General features: G+C 74.2%; 19 protein-coding genes. 11 read left to right on the top strand and 8 right to left on the bottom strand.

Annotation, left to right across the window (positions count from 1 at the left end):
* Positions 1 to 94 precede the first annotated feature (94 nt).
* The 7 genes from ACQP04_RS12810 to ACQP04_RS12840 all read left to right on the top strand — a co-directional run bounded on the left by ACQP04_RS12810 (position 95) and on the right by ACQP04_RS12840 (position 5,517).
* Positions 95 to 526, top strand: a complete 432-nt coding sequence (locus ACQP04_RS12810; RefSeq protein ID WP_433507263.1) for a hypothetical protein — start codon at positions 95 to 97, stop codon at positions 524 to 526.
* A 296-nt stretch (positions 527 to 822) separates the two neighbouring features.
* Complete coding sequence (locus ACQP04_RS12815) at positions 823 to 1,671, top strand: DoxX family protein (protein WP_433507264.1); 849 nt, start codon at positions 823 to 825, stop codon at positions 1,669 to 1,671.
* Positions 1,672 to 1,930: 259 nt separating this feature from the next.
* Complete coding sequence (locus tag ACQP04_RS12820) at positions 1,931 to 2,362, top strand: DoxX family protein (RefSeq protein WP_433507265.1); 432 nt, start codon at positions 1,931 to 1,933, stop codon at positions 2,360 to 2,362.
* 78 nt (positions 2,363 to 2,440) lie between these two features.
* Positions 2,441 to 3,298, top strand: coding sequence for a HipA family kinase (locus tag ACQP04_RS12825; protein WP_433507266.1), 858 nt, complete (start codon positions 2,441 to 2,443; stop codon positions 3,296 to 3,298).
* Positions 3,295 to 3,732, top strand: coding sequence for a DUF3037 domain-containing protein (locus ACQP04_RS12830; RefSeq protein ID WP_433507267.1), 438 nt, complete (start codon positions 3,295 to 3,297; stop codon positions 3,730 to 3,732). The genes ACQP04_RS12825 and ACQP04_RS12830 overlap by 4 nt, the downstream gene beginning before the upstream one ends.
* Before the next feature lie 75 nt (positions 3,733 to 3,807).
* Positions 3,808 to 4,881 (top strand): phosphotransferase family protein, encoded by a 1,074-nt coding sequence (locus tag ACQP04_RS12835; protein WP_433507268.1) that lies wholly within the window; start codon positions 3,808 to 3,810, stop codon positions 4,879 to 4,881.
* A gap of 9 nt (positions 4,882 to 4,890) precedes the next feature.
* The gene (locus ACQP04_RS12840; protein WP_433507269.1) at positions 4,891 to 5,517 is read left to right on the top strand and encodes a LysE family translocator; all 627 of its coding nucleotides are present in this window, start codon (positions 4,891 to 4,893) and stop codon (positions 5,515 to 5,517) included.
* A gap of 42 nt (positions 5,518 to 5,559) precedes the next feature.
* Here ACQP04_RS12840 and ACQP04_RS12845 read toward each other — a convergent pair whose 3' ends face one another.
* The 7 genes from ACQP04_RS12845 to ACQP04_RS12875 form a co-directional block, all read right to left on the bottom strand.
* On the bottom strand, positions 5,560 to 6,963 hold the full coding sequence (locus ACQP04_RS12845; protein ID WP_433507270.1) for a glutamate decarboxylase: 1,404 nt from the start codon (positions 6,961 to 6,963) through the stop codon (positions 5,560 to 5,562).
* Positions 6,964 to 6,973: 10 nt separating this feature from the next.
* Positions 6,974 to 7,708, bottom strand: a complete 735-nt coding sequence (locus ACQP04_RS12850; RefSeq protein WP_433507271.1) for a polysaccharide deacetylase family protein — start codon at positions 7,706 to 7,708, stop codon at positions 6,974 to 6,976.
* Positions 7,709 to 7,898: 190 nt separating this feature from the next.
* A complete protein-coding gene (locus ACQP04_RS12855) occupies positions 7,899 to 8,033 on the bottom strand; it encodes a hypothetical protein (protein WP_433507272.1) in 135 nt (44 codons plus the stop codon).
* Between the two features lie 35 nt (positions 8,034 to 8,068).
* The gene (locus tag ACQP04_RS12860; RefSeq protein ID WP_433507273.1) at positions 8,069 to 8,341 is read right to left on the bottom strand and encodes a hypothetical protein; all 273 of its coding nucleotides are present in this window, start codon (positions 8,339 to 8,341) and stop codon (positions 8,069 to 8,071) included.
* 31 nt (positions 8,342 to 8,372) lie between these two features.
* Positions 8,373 to 8,579 (bottom strand): hypothetical protein, encoded by a 207-nt coding sequence (locus ACQP04_RS12865; protein ID WP_433507274.1) that lies wholly within the window; start codon positions 8,577 to 8,579, stop codon positions 8,373 to 8,375.
* Positions 8,580 to 8,815: 236 nt separating this feature from the next.
* A complete protein-coding gene (locus ACQP04_RS12870; RefSeq protein ID WP_433507275.1) occupies positions 8,816 to 9,208 on the bottom strand; it encodes a PPOX class F420-dependent oxidoreductase in 393 nt (130 codons plus the stop codon).
* Positions 9,205 to 10,527, bottom strand: coding sequence for a cytochrome P450 (locus ACQP04_RS12875; RefSeq protein WP_433507276.1), 1,323 nt, complete (start codon positions 10,525 to 10,527; stop codon positions 9,205 to 9,207). The genes ACQP04_RS12870 and ACQP04_RS12875 overlap by 4 nt, the downstream gene beginning before the upstream one ends.
* A gap of 103 nt (positions 10,528 to 10,630) precedes the next feature.
* On the opposite strand from ACQP04_RS12875, the gene ACQP04_RS12880 reads away from it, so the two are divergent.
* Positions 10,631 to 11,494 (top strand): metallophosphoesterase family protein, encoded by an 864-nt coding sequence (locus ACQP04_RS12880; RefSeq protein WP_433507277.1) that lies wholly within the window; start codon positions 10,631 to 10,633, stop codon positions 11,492 to 11,494.
* A gap of 67 nt (positions 11,495 to 11,561) precedes the next feature.
* On the opposite strand, the gene ACQP04_RS12885 is transcribed toward ACQP04_RS12880, so the two are convergent.
* Positions 11,562 to 11,810, bottom strand: coding sequence for a type B 50S ribosomal protein L31 (locus ACQP04_RS12885; protein ID WP_037040849.1), 249 nt, complete (start codon positions 11,808 to 11,810; stop codon positions 11,562 to 11,564).
* 67 nt (positions 11,811 to 11,877) lie between these two features.
* On the opposite strand from ACQP04_RS12885, the gene ACQP04_RS12890 reads away from it, so the two are divergent.
* The 3 genes from ACQP04_RS12890 to ACQP04_RS12900 all read left to right on the top strand — a co-directional run bounded on the left by ACQP04_RS12890 (position 11,878) and on the right by ACQP04_RS12900 (position 16,105).
* Entirely contained in the window at positions 11,878 to 12,207 is a 330-nt protein-coding gene (locus tag ACQP04_RS12890) for a hypothetical protein (protein ID WP_433507278.1), read from the top strand.
* A 94-nt stretch (positions 12,208 to 12,301) separates the two neighbouring features.
* Positions 12,302 to 14,374 (top strand): ArnT family glycosyltransferase, encoded by a 2,073-nt coding sequence (locus ACQP04_RS12895; RefSeq protein WP_433507279.1) that lies wholly within the window; start codon positions 12,302 to 12,304, stop codon positions 14,372 to 14,374.
* Between the two features lie 207 nt (positions 14,375 to 14,581).
* Entirely contained in the window at positions 14,582 to 16,105 is a 1,524-nt protein-coding gene (locus ACQP04_RS12900; RefSeq protein ID WP_433507280.1) for a GDSL-type esterase/lipase family protein, read from the top strand.
* Positions 16,106 to 16,142: the final 37 nt, after the last annotated feature.

Below are 16,142 nucleotides of genomic sequence, written 5' to 3' on the forward strand. Positions count from 1 at the left end.
GAACCCGGGTGTGGTGGCGGCGTGCTGTCCGGGGCGGGGCCGCGCGCGATCTCCTGTGACCCGACAGGAGACACCGTCCCCGAAGGAGCGCCCCGTGAGCGAGCAGCCCGTCCCCGCCGCCGGCAGCACCGGTTCCGCCGTCCTCGCCAGCCCCGCGTGGGTCATCGGCGGCCTGCGCAACCGCCCCGGCTACCTCGTCACCGCCGAGGGGCGGGTGGCCTTCACCGACGGCGAGGAGACCCTGTTCGACGTCCCGCTCGCCGAGGTCTCCGGCGTCACCTACCCCTGGTACTGGTTCGGCGGCGGCTTCAAGGCCCGGATCGCCGGGAAGACCGTGAAGATCACGTTCGTGAAGCCGAACGGCATGCCGAGCCCGGACCCCTCCGCCCTGGAGCTCGGCCTCTCGGCCCTGGGCGTGGCGGCCGCGTTCCAGGGTGCCGGGCACGTCGGCGACCTGGCCGGGCTGGCGTGGATCGCCCCCGGCCGCAAGGCCACGGCGCAGTGGCGGGAGGTGCTCCCGGCCTGATCCCCGCGGGCCCGACCGGGCCCCTCCCGTCCACGGGCGTTTCCCCGCTCGCCGACGTCGCGCCACCCGGGTGGGTGGACGCAGCGCGCCGACCAGCGGGGGAGTCGCGGAGACGAACGGTCCGTAACCACGCGCTCCGGGTTTCGTTACACGGATGAGTGGTTCGCACGTGCTGCTCATCGCGTGCGGATGACGGACCACCGCAGAAACCGCTGTTCGGCCCAGACCCGGCCGCGCTCCGGTCTAGCTTCGTCACTCACCGCGGTTTGCCGACGACCCGTAGTCAGGAGAGCTCGATGATGTTGACCCGCTCGGTCCCCGAACCCGCGAAGCACGTGCTCATCCTGATCGCGCGGTTGACGGTGTCGTTCATCATGCTGGCGCACGTCTGGCAGAGCTTCTTCCAGGCGGGCTTCGGGACGGCCACCGACCAGTTCACGAACTTCGGCATCCCCCTGGCCATCGTCGCGACGGCGTTCACCCTGGTCGTGGAGCTCATCGGCTCGATCCTCATCGCGGTCGGCCTCTTCGTGCCGTGGGCCGCGGCCGGCATGGCGTTCGTGATGTACGGCGCCGTCTGGTTCGTGCACGGCGCGCACGGCGTGTTCGTGAAGAACAACGGCTGGGAGCTCGTCGCCCTCATCGCGGGGATCGTGCTGGCCATCGCCGCGTTCGGTCCCGGCCGCTACAGCCTCGACCACCTGATCTTCGAACGGAAGCGCGCGGCGGACGTGCCGGCGCCGGTCGACGTGAGCTCGGACCCCTCCGGCGTGCCGATCGCCCCGGCCCCGGCCGCGTTCGCCGCCCGTCCCGCCTCGGCCCCGCGCTGGGACGCGCCGCGCTGGGAGGACGAGCGGCACGCCGCCGCGCCGACCCCGCGCTGGGACGCCGAGCCGGCCGCGCAGCAGCCGGTGCGGGTCTCGTCCGCCCAGCCGTTCTCCCTGTGGGACGACGGCCGGGCCGGCGCCGACGCCCCGGCGCCCCGGCGGGTGCCGACCGCGTACTCGAACTCGTCCACCCGGCCCGGCGCCGGGCACGCCGTCCACCCCGGCGCCCCGTCCGTCGGCTACGCGGACTACGCCGACCCGTACACCGGCCCGCAGGCCCACCTCGACGCCCCTCAGCAGCGCGAGCAGCAGTACTGACCCCGGGGCGCACCGGAGCGTGCCGGAGCGCACCGCGACCTCCTGACCAGGGCTCCGCGGCCCGTCCCGTCCCGCCGCCACGCGACCGCGGCGGGACGGGCGGCCGTGGGGCCTTCGTCGTTCTGCAGGCGTGGTGATCGCGCTCCGCTTCACGTCGATCACACACTGTGAGAACGGACATGGTCGCCCCATCGGGACGGATCGCCTGGCTACGGTCGGCCGAGTTAGTAGAACGTTCATCCATCGGAGGTCGCCCGTCATGACCCGTGCCCTGACCGGAACCGCCCGCGACGTCGTGCTGCTGCTCGGCCGGCTCGTCCTCGGTCTCGTGCTGCTCGCCCACGGCTGGCAGAAGGTGGTGGCCGACGGCCCGGGCGCCACGATCGAGGGCTTCTCGGGCATGGGCATCCGGGCCGCCCCCGCGGCGGCGGTCTTCACCATGCTGGTCGAGATCGTCGGCGGGCTGATGCTGGTCGTGGGAGCGTTCACCGCGGTCGCCGGCGTGCTGGCCGCGCTCGTGATGGTCGGTGCGGGCCTGTTCGTGCACGCCGACGCGTTCTTCGCCGCGGACGGCGGCTGGGAGCTCGTCGGCGTGATCGCGGCGGGCGCGCTGATCCTCGCCGCCGCGGGGGCGGGCCGGTTCAGCGTCGACCACCTCCTGGCCGCGCGGCGCACGCCCGTCGCCGTCTGAGAACGCCCCCACAACGTCCCGCCGCCGAATCCGTCCGCGCCGCAGGGGATCATCGGGGGCGGAACGAGGGGGGATCGCGTGCTGCGCCACGTCACGGCGACCCGCTACGTCACGCCGTTGCGTGAGGGCGGGTCGCTGCCCGGTCTGATGGAGGCCGACGACCTCGGCACCTACGTCGTGAAGTTCCACGGCGCGGGGCAGGGCCGCAAGGTCCTGGTCGCCGAGATCGTCGCGGGCGAGCTCGCCCGTGAGCTGGGCCTGCCGGTGCCCGAGCTGGTCACGGTCGACCTGGACCCCGAGCTCGGGCTCGCCGAGCCGGACCAGGAGGTGCAGGACCTCCTGCACCGCTCGGCCGGGCTCAACCTGGGCCTGGACTACCTGCCCGGCGCGCTGGACTTCGACCCGCTGGCCTTCGACCCGGGCCCGGAGTTCGCCGGGCGCGTGCTGTGGTTCGACGCGCTGGTCGGCAACGTCGACCGCTCCTGGCGCAACGCCAACATGCTGCTCTGGCACCGGGCCCCGTACCTGATCGACCACGGCGCCACGCTGACCTTCCATCACGGCTGGGCGCGGACGCTCGCCGATCCGGCGGCGGTCGCCGCCCGCCCGTTCGACGCCGGCGACCACGTCCTGCTCGGGTCCTTCCCGGACCTCGACGCGGCCGACGCCGCCCTCGCGCCGCTGGTCACCGCGTCGACGGTCGAGCGTGCGGCCGCGGCGGTGCCGGACGAGTGGCTGGCCGGCGAGCCCGGCTTCGACGGCCCCGACGAGGTCCGCGCCGCGTACGCCGAGATCCTCACCGCGCGGGTCGCGGCCCGGGAGACCTGGCTGCCCGCCGTCCGGGAGGCGGCGGCGACCGGCCGCCCGCGCCCGATCACCCGGAGCGGCCGCCCGCCGGCGTGGCTGGCCGCCCGGTTGCCGAAGGTGGACCGGTGAGCAGGGGGAACGGCCTGGAGGTCTACGAGTACGCGGTGCTGCAGGTCGTGCCGCGGCCCGAGCGCGGCGAGACGATGAACGCGGGCGTGCTCGTCTACTGCCGGGCGAAGGACTTCCTCGGCGGGCGGGTGCACCTGGACCGGGACCGGCTGCGCGCCCTCGACCCGCACGCCGACGCGGACGCGATCGCCGACGCCCTCGAGGTCGCCGCCGCCGTCTGCGCCGTGCCCACCCCGCCGCGGGCCGACCGGCGGACGGAGGGGGCGCTGGCCGCGTCGGGCCCGGGGGCGGGGGAGGACCTCGGCCGCCGCTTCCGCCGGCTCACCGCCCCGCGCAGCACGGTCGTGCGGCCCGGCCCGGTGCACAGCGGGCTCACCGCGGACCCGGCGGCCGAACCGGACCGCCTGCTGGCGGCGCTGGTCCTGCCCCTGTGAATCCTGCCCTGTCGCCGCCAGAGTGGCGATCGTCGCAATGGCGGTGATCGCGGGTCACGAGGCAAGGTGACGGGCATGAGCGGATCGACGCAGATCGCCACCGACCCCGTCCCCGCCGCGGCGCTCACCGAGTGGCTGCGGGCCGAGGTCCCCGAGGTCGCGACCGGATCGGACCCCGTCGACGTCCGGCGGATCTCCGGCGGGCACTCGAACCTGACCTACCGGGTCGTCGACGCCGCCGGCACCCCGTGGGCCCTGCGCCGCCCGCCGACCGGCGGTGTCCTCGCCACCGCCCACGACATGAGCCGCGAGTGGCGGTTCATCGCCGCGCTGGCCGACACCCCGGTCCCGGTCCCGCGGGCCGTCGCGTTCTGCTCCGACCAGTCCGTCATCGGCGCCGACTTCTACCTCATGGGGTTCGTCGACGGCGTCGTCCCCGGCGACGTCGAGGCCGGCGCCGCCATGCCCGTCGAGATCCGCCACGCCGCGGGGCTGGCCGTCGCGGACGTGCTCGCCGACCTGCACGCGGTCGACCCCGACGCCGTCGGGCTGGGGGAGCTGCGCCGCCCCGGCAGCTACCTGGAGCGCCAGCTGCGCCGCTGGCACCGGCAGGCGCACGACTCGGCCGTCGAGGACCTGTCCGTGGTCGACGAGGGGCACCGGCTGCTCGTGGAGCGGCGGCCGGTCGACGAGGAGCTGACCATCGCCCACGGCGACTACCGGCCCGGCAACCTCTCCTTCGGCCCGGACGGGCGGATCGGCGCGATCTTCGACTGGGAGCTGGCCACGCTCGGCGAGCCGCTCGCGGACCTCGGCTACCTGCTGGCGTCGTGGGGCCGTCCGGGCGACACCGTCCGGGAGATCACGTCCGGGCCGACCACGCTCGAGGGCTGGCCGGAGCGCGACGAGATCCTGGCCCGCTACGCCGAGCGCTCCGGGCGCGGCGACCGGATCGCCGGGCAGGCGGACTACTTCGAGGCCTTCGCGCGCTGGCGCTCGGCATGTATCGGTGCGGGCGTCTACACGCGGTACGCCGCCGGGCACATGGGCGACTCCACGGAGGACCCGGAGACGGCGCGGCTGCGGCTGGCGAACCTGCAGGAGCAGGCCACCGCGGCCGTGGAGATCCTGCACCGGAGCGCGGGTTAGGGTCACCGGGTGACCTGGGGTTCCTACGGCGCCTACCTGGGCATCGCCGTCCTGCTCGTGCTCGCCCCGGGGCCGGACACGCTCGTCCTGCTCCGCAACGCCCTGGCCGGCGGCCGCCGCGGCGGGCTGCTCGCGTGCGCGGGCATCCTCGCCGGGAACCTGCTTCAGGGCAGCGCGGCGGCCTTCGGGCTCGGCGTGCTCGTCGCGAGCTCCCGGCCGCTGTTCGAGACGCTGCGCTGGGCGGGCGTGATCTACCTCCTGTTCCTCGCCGTGCAGGCGCTGCGCGGCGCGTGGCGCGGGGACTACGCAGCGTTCACCGAGCTCGTCGAGAAGCGTCGCGGGCAGGGCCTCCGCCGCTTCCGCGAGGGCTTCCTGTCCAACGTGACCAACCCGAAGGTGCTGGTCATGTACCTGTCGGTGCTGCCGCAGTTCCTGGTCCCGGGCGTCACGACCACGGCCGACGCGCTGCTGCTCGCCTACACCGTCGGCGTGCTGGGCGCGATGTGGCTCCTCGCGCTGGTGTTCGTGGTGCACCGGGTGCGGGCGTGGCTGGGCCGCCGGCGGGTGCGCCGCGCGATCGACGCGGTGACCGGGACGGCGCTGGTCGGGTTCGGCGTCGCCCTGGCCGCCGAGTAGAGCCTCACCGCCGAGCAGGGCCCCGGCCGCCGAGGGGGACCGTTACCGGACCGGCGGCTTCTCCGTGCCGTGCGCGAAGGTCGCCGACTCCGGCCCGCGCTGCGGGGCGCCCTGCCGGCGCAGTTGCTCGAGGGCCAGGCGGAGGTCGTCGAGCAGCAGGTTCGCCAGGTCGTGGCTGAAACCGTTGCGCACCACGATCCGCAGCGCCGCGAGGTCCTCGCGCTTGGCCGGGAACGTGTAGGCGGGCACCAGCCAGCCGCGCTCGCGCAGGGCCGCGGACACGTCGAACGCCGAGAAGGGCTGTCCGTCGGCCACGGTGAACGCGAAGACCGGTAGCTCCGACCCGTCGGTGAGCAGCCGGAAAGCGCCCGTCTCGGCGATCCGGGCCGACAGCGTCGTGGCCACGTCCCGGCAGGTCTGCTGCACGCGTGCGAACCCGGCCCGGCCCAGCCGCAGGAACTGGAAGTACTGCGCGATCACCTGGCCGCCGGGTCGGGAGAAGTTCAGCGCGAAGGTCGGCATGTCGCCGCCCAGGTAGTTGACCCGGAACACGAGTTCCTCGGGCAGCGCGTCCTCGTCCCGCCACAACGCCCAGCCGACGCCCGGGTACACCAGGCCGTACTTGTGCCCGGAGGTGTTGATCGACGCCACCCGCGGCAGCCGGAAGTCCCACGGCAGGTCGGGGTCGCAGAACGGGGCGATCATGGCGCCGGAGGCCCCGTCGACGTGTACCGGGACGTCCAGCCCGGTGCGGGACTGCAGGTCGTCGAGCGCGGCGCAGACCTCCTCGACCGGTTCGTAGCTGCCGTCGAAGGTCGAGCCCAGCACCACGACCACGCCGATGGTGTTCTCGTCGCAGAGCGCCACGGCCTCGGCCGCGCCCAGGTGCAGCCGGTCGCCCTCCATGGGCACCAGCCGCGGCTCGACCTCGAAGTAGTTCGCGAACTTCTCCCAGCAGATCTGGACGTTGATGCCCATGATGATGTTGGGGCGCGCGGTGTCCTTGCCCTCCGACCGCCGCCGGGCCTGCCAGCGCCGCTTGAGCGCCAGCCCGCCGAGCATGCACGCCTCGCTGGATCCCGTCGTCGAGCAGCCGATCGCCCGGGCCGGGTCCGGCGCGTTCCACAGGTCGGCGAGCATCCGCACGCAGCGCTGCTCGATGTCGGCGGTCCGCGGGTACTCGTCCTTGTCGATCATGTTCTTGTCGAACGACTCGGACATCAGCCGCTGGGCGGCCTCCTCCTCCCACGTGGTGACGAACGTGGCGAGGTTGAGCCGCGCGTTGCCGTCGAGCATCAGCTCGTCGTGCACGATCTGGTACGCGACCTGGGGGTCGAGCCCGGACTCCGGCAGCTCGTAGCGGGGCACGGTGATGGGCTCCGCGCCGAAGACCGGGTTCGCGGCGACCGGCTTGTCGGCGGGCTCGCGGCGCTGATGTGTGGGCATTCTCACGACCCTAGGGGAAGTCGGTGACATAGCCCTGGGACCGAAGCCACGGAAGCAGCCGGTCCAACGCCTCCACCGTTCGGGCCCGGCTCCCGCCCCCGTCGTGCAGCAGGATCACCGCGCCGGGGTGCAGGTGCTTCTCGACGTTCGCCAGGATCACGTCCGCGGCGGGCCGCTTCCAGTCCCGCGGGTCGATGGCCCACCCCAGCGGCTGCATCCCCTGCGCCACGGCCGAGTCGAGGATCTGCTGGTCCCAGTTGCCGCCGGGTGCGCGGAAGTAGGTGACCGGGGTGCCCGGGACGCGCGCGGCGACGTCGCCGATCTCCGCGGTGATCGTCCTGGCGTCGCGGGAGGGGAGCCCCTCGTCGTGGGTGTGCGAGTGCGAGCAGATCCGCATCCCGGCGTTGACGACCTTCGCGACGACGTCCGGGTGGCGCGCCATCTGCGCGCCGACCATGCAGAACGTGCCCTTGGCGCCGTGCTCGAGCAGCACGTCGAGGATCTGCGGGGTCCACTGCGGATCGGGGCCGTCGTCGAAGGTGAGCGCCACCCGCTTGTCCGCGGGCCCCGCGACCGGGAGGTCGGTGAGCACCACCGGACGGGCCGTCGGAGCCGGCGGAGCGACGACGACCGGTGCGGGCTCCGGCTCGGGCGCCGCCACCCGCGTGCCGAGCGGTGCGATCAGGCCGAGCGCCAGCGCCGCGAGCAGCGCCGGCACCCGGTCCGCCGCTCTGCCGCGGAACATCCCCTCCGTCGTGCGGGGATCGGGGTAGGCGGGCCGGGTCAGGAGGCCGGATCCGCCGCGTCTCACCGGTGGCACGCCCATGGACGCCTCAACCGCCTCTCCCGGCTCGCCCGTCACGGGAGTTCGTTCGTACCCGAAGGAGCGACTCGAGGTCCGCGGACACGCCGGACCACCGGCGGAACCCGCCCGGTCAGCCCTGCCCGCCGCCTCGCTGCTCGCGGCGCAGCAGCCGGCGCAGCGCGGGCAGCACCCGCTCCGCCGTCGACGGCCGGGTCAGCAGCGGACCGCGGGTGTGGCGGACCTCGGTCGGGATGACCACGCTCACGCCGCCGGTCGCGGCGATCTCCAGCTCGAGGAAGCTCAGCGAGAACGGGAGCGCCGAGAAGCCCGGCAGGCGCCCGGCCGGAGCTCCGCACCGGACCCGCCCTTGGTGTGCACGGCCGAGATGTGGTCGTAGTGGTACTCGGAGGTCGCGTTCTTCGCCCGCTTGCCGGTCACGACGTTCAGCTCGCAGGTCAGCACGGCGAGATGGTGGCGGCCCGGGCACAGCACGGCGACGGTGTACTCGCTGAACCGGCGATGCCGGTCGTCGCCGAGGCGGTGGCGCGCCTTCAGCGTGGGCGCGATCAGCACGAGCGGGCCCTCGGGTCGGTCATCCCGGGGTTCACCACCTTGGGCCGGACGTCCTCGGCGTGCAGTCGAGGTCGCTCTCCTCGAGCACCGGCGCCACGGCGCCGCCCTGCATCATCCGGATCGCCATCACCCGGTCCATCCGGTCCGGCGTCGGGACGAAGTACTTGCCGATCTTGTCCTTGCGCTCGTCCGGGTTGAGCGGCGCAGGCGTCGTCGGCACCCCCGTGGTGGCGCTCATGGTCGTCCCCCCTTGTGACCGGCGCCCCTCGCCGCCGGTCGACGAGGGGACTCGCTCCACCGCGGCGTGATGTTGCGGGATCATGATCATGATCACTCCGGTGGAGCAGATCCCCAGTTCCAGGGGCGGAGCTGCCCGCGAACGGGTGCAGCGCCGTCCGACCTTGGGGAGACGGCACGGCACGGCCCACAACGTCCGGACGGGTGATCCAGGTGCCGGCAGGCGGACGGCGGAGGTCAGGCGACGCCGACCGCGACCGCCAGTCCGGTGGATCCGCGGTCGCCGCGGAAGAGCCGGCTGGACCCGACGGCGACCCTGCCGACCAGCCCGTACTTGCGGGCGACGGCGCGGCGGACCCGACGGGTGCCCTCGGCGTCGAGCAGCTCGGCGGTGCCGGGGACGGCCGGGCCGAGGGGCTTCCCGCGGCGGTCGCACTCGGCCAGCTCGACGGTCCCGGACCGGCGGATCCGCTTGACCTTGCCGGAGTCCGTCACGGTCCAGACGCCGAGCCGGCCGTCGTCCAACCCGGCGGCCCAGACCGGCGTCGGGACGGGCGTGCCGTCCTTGCGGAAGGTCGTGAGCAGCAGATACTGCGCGTCGGCGAGGCGCCGAGCCGAGGGCTCGCTCACGCCGGCACGCTCGCCCGGTGCAGCTCCACCGGCACGCTCTCGTAGCCGCGCAGCAGCTTGGTGCGGCGGCGCACCGGGGTCCCGGCCGGGCGCATCTCCGGGAAGCGGTCGACCAGGGCGCGCAGCGCGACCTCGCCCTCCATCCGGGCCAGCGCGGCGCCGAGGCAGAAGTGGATGCCCTGCGAGAACGCGAGGTGCTTGTGCGCCTCCTCGCGCGTGACGTCGAAGCGGTGCGGGTCGGTGAACACCGCCGGGTCGCGGTTGGCGCCGCCGAGGTGCGTGATCACGAACGTGCCCCGCTTCACCGGGACGCCGCCGACCTCGGTGTCCCGCACCGCGACCCGCCCGGTCCGCTGCACCGGCGACTCGAAGCGCAGCATCTCGTCGATCGCGCTCGCCCAGCGCTCCGGCTCGGCGTTCAGCAGCTTCATCTGGTCGGGGTGGTCGAGCAGCAGTGCGGCGCCGCTGCCGATGAGGTTCACGGTGGTCTCGAAGCCCGCGGCGAGCAGCAGCATGGCGATGCTCGACAGCTCGTCCTCGGAGAGGGAGCCGCCCTCGTCGTGGGCGGTGACCAGCGCGGACAGGATGTCCTCGCCCGGCTCGCGGCGGATCCGCTCGAAGTGGCCGAGCATCCAGGTGTGCAGGGCGTCGATGTCGCGCTCGGAGCGGCGGAAGTCGGCGTACGAGAGCCCGGCGTCGAGCGACAGCGCGGCGCCCTCGCCCCACTCCAGGAACTGCTCCCGCATCGACAGCGGCGCGCCCAGCATCTCCGCGATCACGGTCGCGGGCAGCAGCGCGGCGAAGTCCTTGACCAGGTCCGCCCGCTCGCCCTTCGCGACCATCGCGTCGAGCAGCTCGGTGGCGATCTCCTCGGTGCGCGACCGCAGCGCCGCGACCTTCTTCGCGCTGAACGCCCTGGTCACGAGCTTGCGGTAGCGGGTGTGGTCCGGCGGGTCCGAGGCGAGCATCGACGGCGGCTGGGCCGGGCCGAGCGCCCACGAGCCGCCGATCGTCAGGGCCGCCCGGACGATGCCGGGCAGGTTCTCGGGCATCCGGCCGCCGACGCCGAAGTCCGTGCTGCGCAGGACCTGGGTGCAGACGTCGTGGTCGACGGTCGCGTGGAACATGCCCGTGTCGACGAGCCTCCCGCGCGAGCGCAGCTCGTCGTAGAACGGGTACGGGTTCGCGACGACCTCGGGGTCGGTCATCAACCGCGCGCCCAGCTCCCCGGCCCGCACCTGGCGGCGGACCATGCGCCGCATCATCCCGTGCCGGAGTCCCCATCGGACCACCCGGCGCACGCCCCGTGTACCCGCCATGTCGACCTCCTCGCCGTCGTCAGCCTCAACTTACCGCCGGTAACTTGTGGTGCCCAGGGTCGCGGCTCAGGGGATCCTCAGCGGTTCTGCTAGATCTGGTGGTGTGTCCCGCCTGCTCGCCGTCAGCGACCTGCACGTGCGCTATCCCGAGAACCGGGTGGTCGCCGAAGGGCTCGCCGGGGATCCGGGGGACTGGCTGATCGTGGCCGGCGACGTCGCGGAGCAGGTCGGCGACACCGTCGCGACGCTGGCCGACCTGGCCGCGCGGTTCGCGAAGGTGATCTGGGTACCCGGCAACCACGAGCTGTGGACGCGCACGAAGGACCCGGTCGACCTGCGCGGGGAGCACCGCTACCGGCACCTGGTGGAGCGGTGCCGCGAGCTCGGCGTGGTGACGCCCGAGGATCCGTTCCCGGTGTGGGACGGGGAGGGCGGCCCGGTCGTCGTCGCCCCCTTGTTCCTGCTCTACGACTACTCGTTCCTGCCCGTGGGGACGACCACGAGCGAGGAGGGCCTGGCCGCGGCGTACAACGCGGGCGTGGTCTGCACGGACGAGCACCTGCTGTACTCCGAGCCGCACCCGTCGCGGGAGGCGTGGTGCGCCGCGCGTGTCGCCGAGACCCGGCTCCGGCTCGACGCCCTCGACCCGGGCCTGCCGACGATCCTGGTCAACCACTGGCCACTGACCCGGCTGCCCACCGAGGTCCTGCGCTACCCGGAGTTCGCCCTGTGGTGCGGCACCACGGCGACGGCCGACTGGCACGTCCGCTACCGCGCGCAGGCCGTCGTCTACGGGCACCTGCACATCCCGCGGGTGATCTACGAGGACGGCGTCCGCTTCGTGGAGGCCTCGCTCGGCTACCCGCGCGAGTGGCGGCCGCGGGAGGAGCGCCACGGTCACCCCGCCGACGTCCTGCCCCGCCAGGTCCTGCCCGTCCCGGCCGAGGACTTCGGCGTCCGCCGCTGAGATCCCGGGAACGGCGAACGGCGCTCTCGCTCACCAGATGTGAGCGAGAGCGCCGTTCGCCCGAGGTTCAGCGCCGGCGGCCGTAGCGCCGGTTGAACTTCTCGACCTGACCCGCCGAGTCGAGGACCCGGGCCGCGCCCGTCCAGAACGGGTGCGAGTAGGAGCTCATGTCGACGCGGACGAGCGGGTAGGTCCGCCCGTCGCTCCACTCGATCGTCTCCCGCGAGGTCGCGGTCGACCGGGTGAGGAACGCGTCGCCCGTGCTCCGGTCCTGGTACACGACGGGCTCGTACGTGGGGTGGATGTTCGGTCGCACGGTGTCCTCCTCGGCATGCCCTGCTACGTTCACTGACGATAACGGTTGTCGTTTGCAGGAGATTCCCATGAATCGCACCGGGTTCGTCGCCGTCCGCTGCACCGCCTGCGCCGCCCACCCGGCGCTCGACGACACGCTCCGCGAGGCGGTGCGGGGGAGCGGGGGCGGGATCCTCGTCCAGTCGCGGTGCGTGCTCGGGGAGGGGTGCGGCGGCGGGTTCGTCGTGGTCCAGCCGTGCGACGACGCGCAGCGCGCCACCCGCCCGGCGCTGCGGATCGGGCCGGTGCGCAGCACGGCCGACGTCGCCGCCGTCGCCAACTGGCTGCGCGCCGGGCGCCTCGACCCGCGCGACCTCCCGGCACAGCTGATCGGGCTGCCCGCGGCATCGGTCAACTGATCCGGTCACAGACGACGCACAGGAGACGGACAGGACGCGACAGAGCGCCGACGGACCCTCGTGGGAACAGATCGACGACCGCGAGGAGACCCCCGTGAGCACCGCGACCCCGGTCCGCCCGCCGCGCCCCCCGCGCGCGCCCGACCCCGGGCGGCACCGCGCCGAGAAAGCCCACGGGAGCGCTCCGCCCGGCGCCCCCGGGCGGTTCCGACGGCTGGTGCGCGGCCCGGAGGGCGGGCCCCGTCGGTCCCACCCGGCACTGCTCGTCCTGCTTGCCGGCACGGCGGTCCTGTATCTCTGGAACCTCTCCGCCTCGGGCTGGGCCAACGACTTCTACGCGGCCGCCGTCCAGGCCGGCACGCAGTCCTGGAAGGCCTGGCTGTTCGGGTCGCTCGACTCGGGCAACGCGACCACGGTCGACAAGCCGCCGGCCGCGCTGTGGGTCATGGTGGCCTCGGCCCGGATCTTCGGCTTCTCCTCGTGGAGCGTGCTGGTGCCGCAGGCGCTGATGGGCGTCGCGTCCGTCGGGCTGCTGCACGCGATGGTGAAGCGGTGGGCGGGCCCGGCCGCGGGCCTGCTCGCGGGCGCGGCCCTGGCCCTCACTCCCGCCGCGGTGCTGATGTTCCGCTTCGACAATCCCGACGCGCTGCTGGTCCTCCTCCTGGTCACGGCCGCCTGGGCGGTCACGCGGGCGGTCGACGCGGCGTCGGTGACGGCGTCGAGCTGGTGGCAGGTGACCGCCGGGGCGGCGATCGGGTTCGCCTTCCTCACGAAGATGGGCCAGGCGCTGCTGGTCGTGCCGGCCCTCGGCCTGGTGTACCTGGTCGCGGGCGCCGCGCGGCTGCGGACCCGGATCGCGCAGCTGCTCGGCGCGCTCGCCGCGATGGTCGTGTCCGCGGGCTGGTTCGTCGCGCTGGTCGAGCTGTGGCCGGCGGACAGCCGCCCGTACATCGGCGGTTCCACCACGAACTCGCTGCTCGAACTCGCCCTCGGCTACAACGGCCTGGGCCGCCTGCTGGGCGGGAGCGGCAACGGCGGCGGGGGCGGCGGTGGCGGGAACACCGGCTTCGGCGGGTCGGCCGGCATCACCCGGCTGTTCACCGGCGAGATCGCCTACGAGGTCTCCTGGCTGCTGCCCGCGGCGCTGATCCTGCTGGTCGCGGGCCTGTGGGTGACCCGCCGGGCGCCGCGGACCGACCGCACCCGCGCCGGCCTGCTGCTCTGGGGCGGATGGACGCTGGCCACCGGCCTGGTGTTCAGCTACATGAGTGGCACGATGCACCCGTACTACACCGTGGCGCTGGCCCCGGGGATCGCCGGTGTCCTGGCCGTCGGGGGGCGGGCGCTGCGGCAGCGGCGGGCATCGGTGTGGGCGCGGGTCACCCTCGCGCTCGCGGCGGCCGCCACCGGTGCCTGGTCGTTCGCGCTGCTGGCCGCGAGCTCGGAGAGCGTCACCTGGCTGCGCTGGCCGGTCGCGGCGCTCGCCCTGGTCGCGGGGGTCGCCCTGGTGGCGGGCGGCCGGTGGCGGCGCGTGCTGCTGGTCGGGGTCACCGCGGCCGTGCTCTCCGGCCTCGCCGGCACGAGCGCCTACGCCGTCGCGACGGCGTCCGTCGCCCACACCGGCAGCATCCCGTCGGTCGGGACCACCTCGAGCTCGTTCGGCTCGTCGGGCACCGACGGCGTGGGTGGCCCGGGTGGCGGCACGCCGCCGGCGGCGTCGGGCACCGACGGGGGACAGGGCGCTCCGACCGGGATGCCCGACGGCGGGCAGGGCGGCGACGCCGACCGCGGCCAGGGCGGCCCCGGCGGCGGCACGGGCGGCATGGGCGGCGCGACGAGCGCCGAGCTGACCGCGCTGCTCGGGTCGACCGACTCGACCTGGTCGGCGGCGGTGTCGACCTCGCAGAGCGCGGCCTCGCTGGAGCTGGCGTCGGGCACCGCGGTGATGTCGACCGGCGGCTGGGGCGGCTCCGACTCCGCGGTGACGCTGGCGCAGTTCCAGCAGTACGTCGCCGAGGGGAAGATCCACTACTACGTCGGGGGCGGCCAGGGCGGCGGGCCCGGCGGGGCGTCGGACTCCACCAGCAGCCAGATCGCCGAGTGGGTGGCGGAGAACTTCACGGCCACCACGGTCGGCGGCCAGACGGTCCACGACCTCACCGCCTGACCCGCCGGAAGCGCATTTGCGCAGCTCAAGGCAGGTTGTGAGCGGCAACTGACCCTCTAGGGGCAGTTGCCGCTCACGGGTACGTCAAGCCCCCGTCCGCGTGCCTCTCCCCACCGCACGTCCCCTGTTCGCAGTATGGGCACGGCGGGTTCCCCGACCGCATGATCTGGATCGGTACACGGACGCCGGACGAGGGGGAGCCCGCCGATGGTGGTCACCACCGCACGGACCCGCACCCGCCCGCCGGCCGGGCGCGGCCGCCGGTTCCGGGCCCTGGTCCGCGAGGCCCGGTCGTGGCCGACGATCCTGATGATCGGGCTGTGCCTCCTCGCCGGCATCCCGCTGACCATCGCGCTGACCCCGGACCAGGAGCTGAGGATCCTGGGCCAGCACATCTCCGTCGGCGCCCGCACCCCCGACCTCTCGCTCGAGGGCCCGGCCCGGCTCGTCCAGATCGGCAACACCGAGCTCGACATCCCGCGGCTGCAGGTCGTCGGGCCGCTGCGCCCGCAGCTCGAGATGGGGCCGGTCCAGCGCAACGACGACGCCGCGCGCGTCCTGAACCCGGACACCACCGCCGAGGCGACCGCCCAGGCCGTCGACCAGCTGCGGACCGGGTTCGTGAACTGGTACCTGCTCGCCACGCTCGGCGTGGTCGGCACGGCCCTCGCCGCCGCCGCGCTGGTCGGCTGCGCGCGGGTGCTCGGGATCCTGCGCCGGGAGAAGGCGAGCGAGCACGTCACGGTGGCCGACGTCTGGCACCGCTGCTCCGGCACCATCGGCCGGATGTCGCTGCTCGCGGTCACCGGGTCCCTGGTGGCCTGGGGCGCGTGCGGCGCGCTGGCCTACACCGGCACCATGCGCGGGCTCGCGCAGGTCAGCTCGCTGTCCGACCTGGTCGGCAGCGCCCGCGTCTCGCCTGCGCCGGTCGGCCCGCCCGTCTTCGGCTACGCGGGCGCGGTGATCGGCGACTCCCGCGCCGCGCGCGTCGGCGGGCCGCCCGTGGCCGGGCCCGAGGGCGACGACGTCGCGTGCGAGCGCAGCGCCGACTCCCTCGCCGCCGAGCTGGGCACCATGGTCCCCGGCCGCGTCCGCAACCTGGCCTGCCCGAGCGCGACCGTCGCGCAGGGGCTGCGCGGCCCGCAGCAGCGCGGGAACGTCCAGGTCCCGGCCCAGGTCGCGTTGCTCAAGCAGATGCAGGACCTGAAGTTCGTGGTGGTCGCCGTCGGGCCCAACGACGTCGGCTGGTCGGACCTGATCAAGTACTGCTACGGCGTCGAGACCTGCGACGACAACCTCACCCGCGGCGAGTTCGACTACCGGATGGGCGCCTTCGACCGCGACTACGCGGCCCTGCTCGAGGACCTGGCGGCGCTGCCGAGCAAGCCCAGGGTCGTCGTCATGACCTCGTACGACGCCTTCCCCCGCGACACCGACCCGGCCTGCCCGGACGCGCGCGGCCCGTCGTACGCGGTCGGCCTCACCCAGGACAAGATCGACCTGCTGACGGACCGCAACGACCAGCTCAACGCCGTGCTCCGGGCCGGTGCCGAGAAGTACGGGTTCGCCGTGGCCGATCCGGGCCTGACCCTGCTGTGCAGCACCGGCACGGACGGGCTCGGTCCGGACCTGCAGGGTCTCACCGACCCGTTCGCCTTCCACCCGACGGCCGTCGGGTCGCTGCGACTCGCCGCGACGGTGGCCCGGGTCGTCGGCCCGCTCGACGACTGACCCCCGGCCGCCGGGCGGCGGGGCCTGGGACGATGGC

The organism is Pseudonocardia halophobica (assembly GCF_050948485.1).
GTDB lineage: Bacteria > Actinomycetota > Actinomycetes > Mycobacteriales > Pseudonocardiaceae > Pseudonocardia > Pseudonocardia halophobica.

What these genes read in the sequence shown, in the direction of transcription:
- ACQP04_RS12815 (WP_433507264.1), top strand. Translation starts at nt 823, where the DNA reads ATGATGTTGACCCGCTCGGTCCCCGAACCCGCGAAGCACGTGCTCATC.
- ACQP04_RS12820 (WP_433507265.1), top strand. Translation starts at nt 1,931, where the DNA reads ATGACCCGTGCCCTGACCGGAACCGCCCGCGACGTCGTGCTGCTGCTC.
- ACQP04_RS12835 (WP_433507268.1), top strand. Translation starts at nt 3,808, where the DNA reads ATGAGCGGATCGACGCAGATCGCCACCGACCCCGTCCCCGCCGCGGCG.
- ACQP04_RS12845 (WP_433507270.1), bottom strand. Translation starts at nt 6,963, where the DNA reads ATGCCCACACATCAGCGCCGCGAGCCCGCCGACAAGCCGGTCGCCGCG.
- ACQP04_RS12850 (WP_433507271.1), bottom strand. Translation starts at nt 7,708, where the DNA reads ATGTTCCGCGGCAGAGCGGCGGACCGGGTGCCGGCGCTGCTCGCGGCG.
- ACQP04_RS12865 (WP_433507274.1), bottom strand. Translation starts at nt 8,579, where the DNA reads ATGAGCGCCACCACGGGGGTGCCGACGACGCCTGCGCCGCTCAACCCG.
- ACQP04_RS12875 (WP_433507276.1), bottom strand. Translation starts at nt 10,527, where the DNA reads ATGGCGGGTACACGGGGCGTGCGCCGGGTGGTCCGATGGGGACTCCGG.
- ACQP04_RS12890 (WP_433507278.1), top strand. Translation starts at nt 11,878, where the DNA reads ATGAATCGCACCGGGTTCGTCGCCGTCCGCTGCACCGCCTGCGCCGCC.
- ACQP04_RS12900 (WP_433507280.1), top strand. Translation starts at nt 14,582, where the DNA reads ATGGTGGTCACCACCGCACGGACCCGCACCCGCCCGCCGGCCGGGCGC.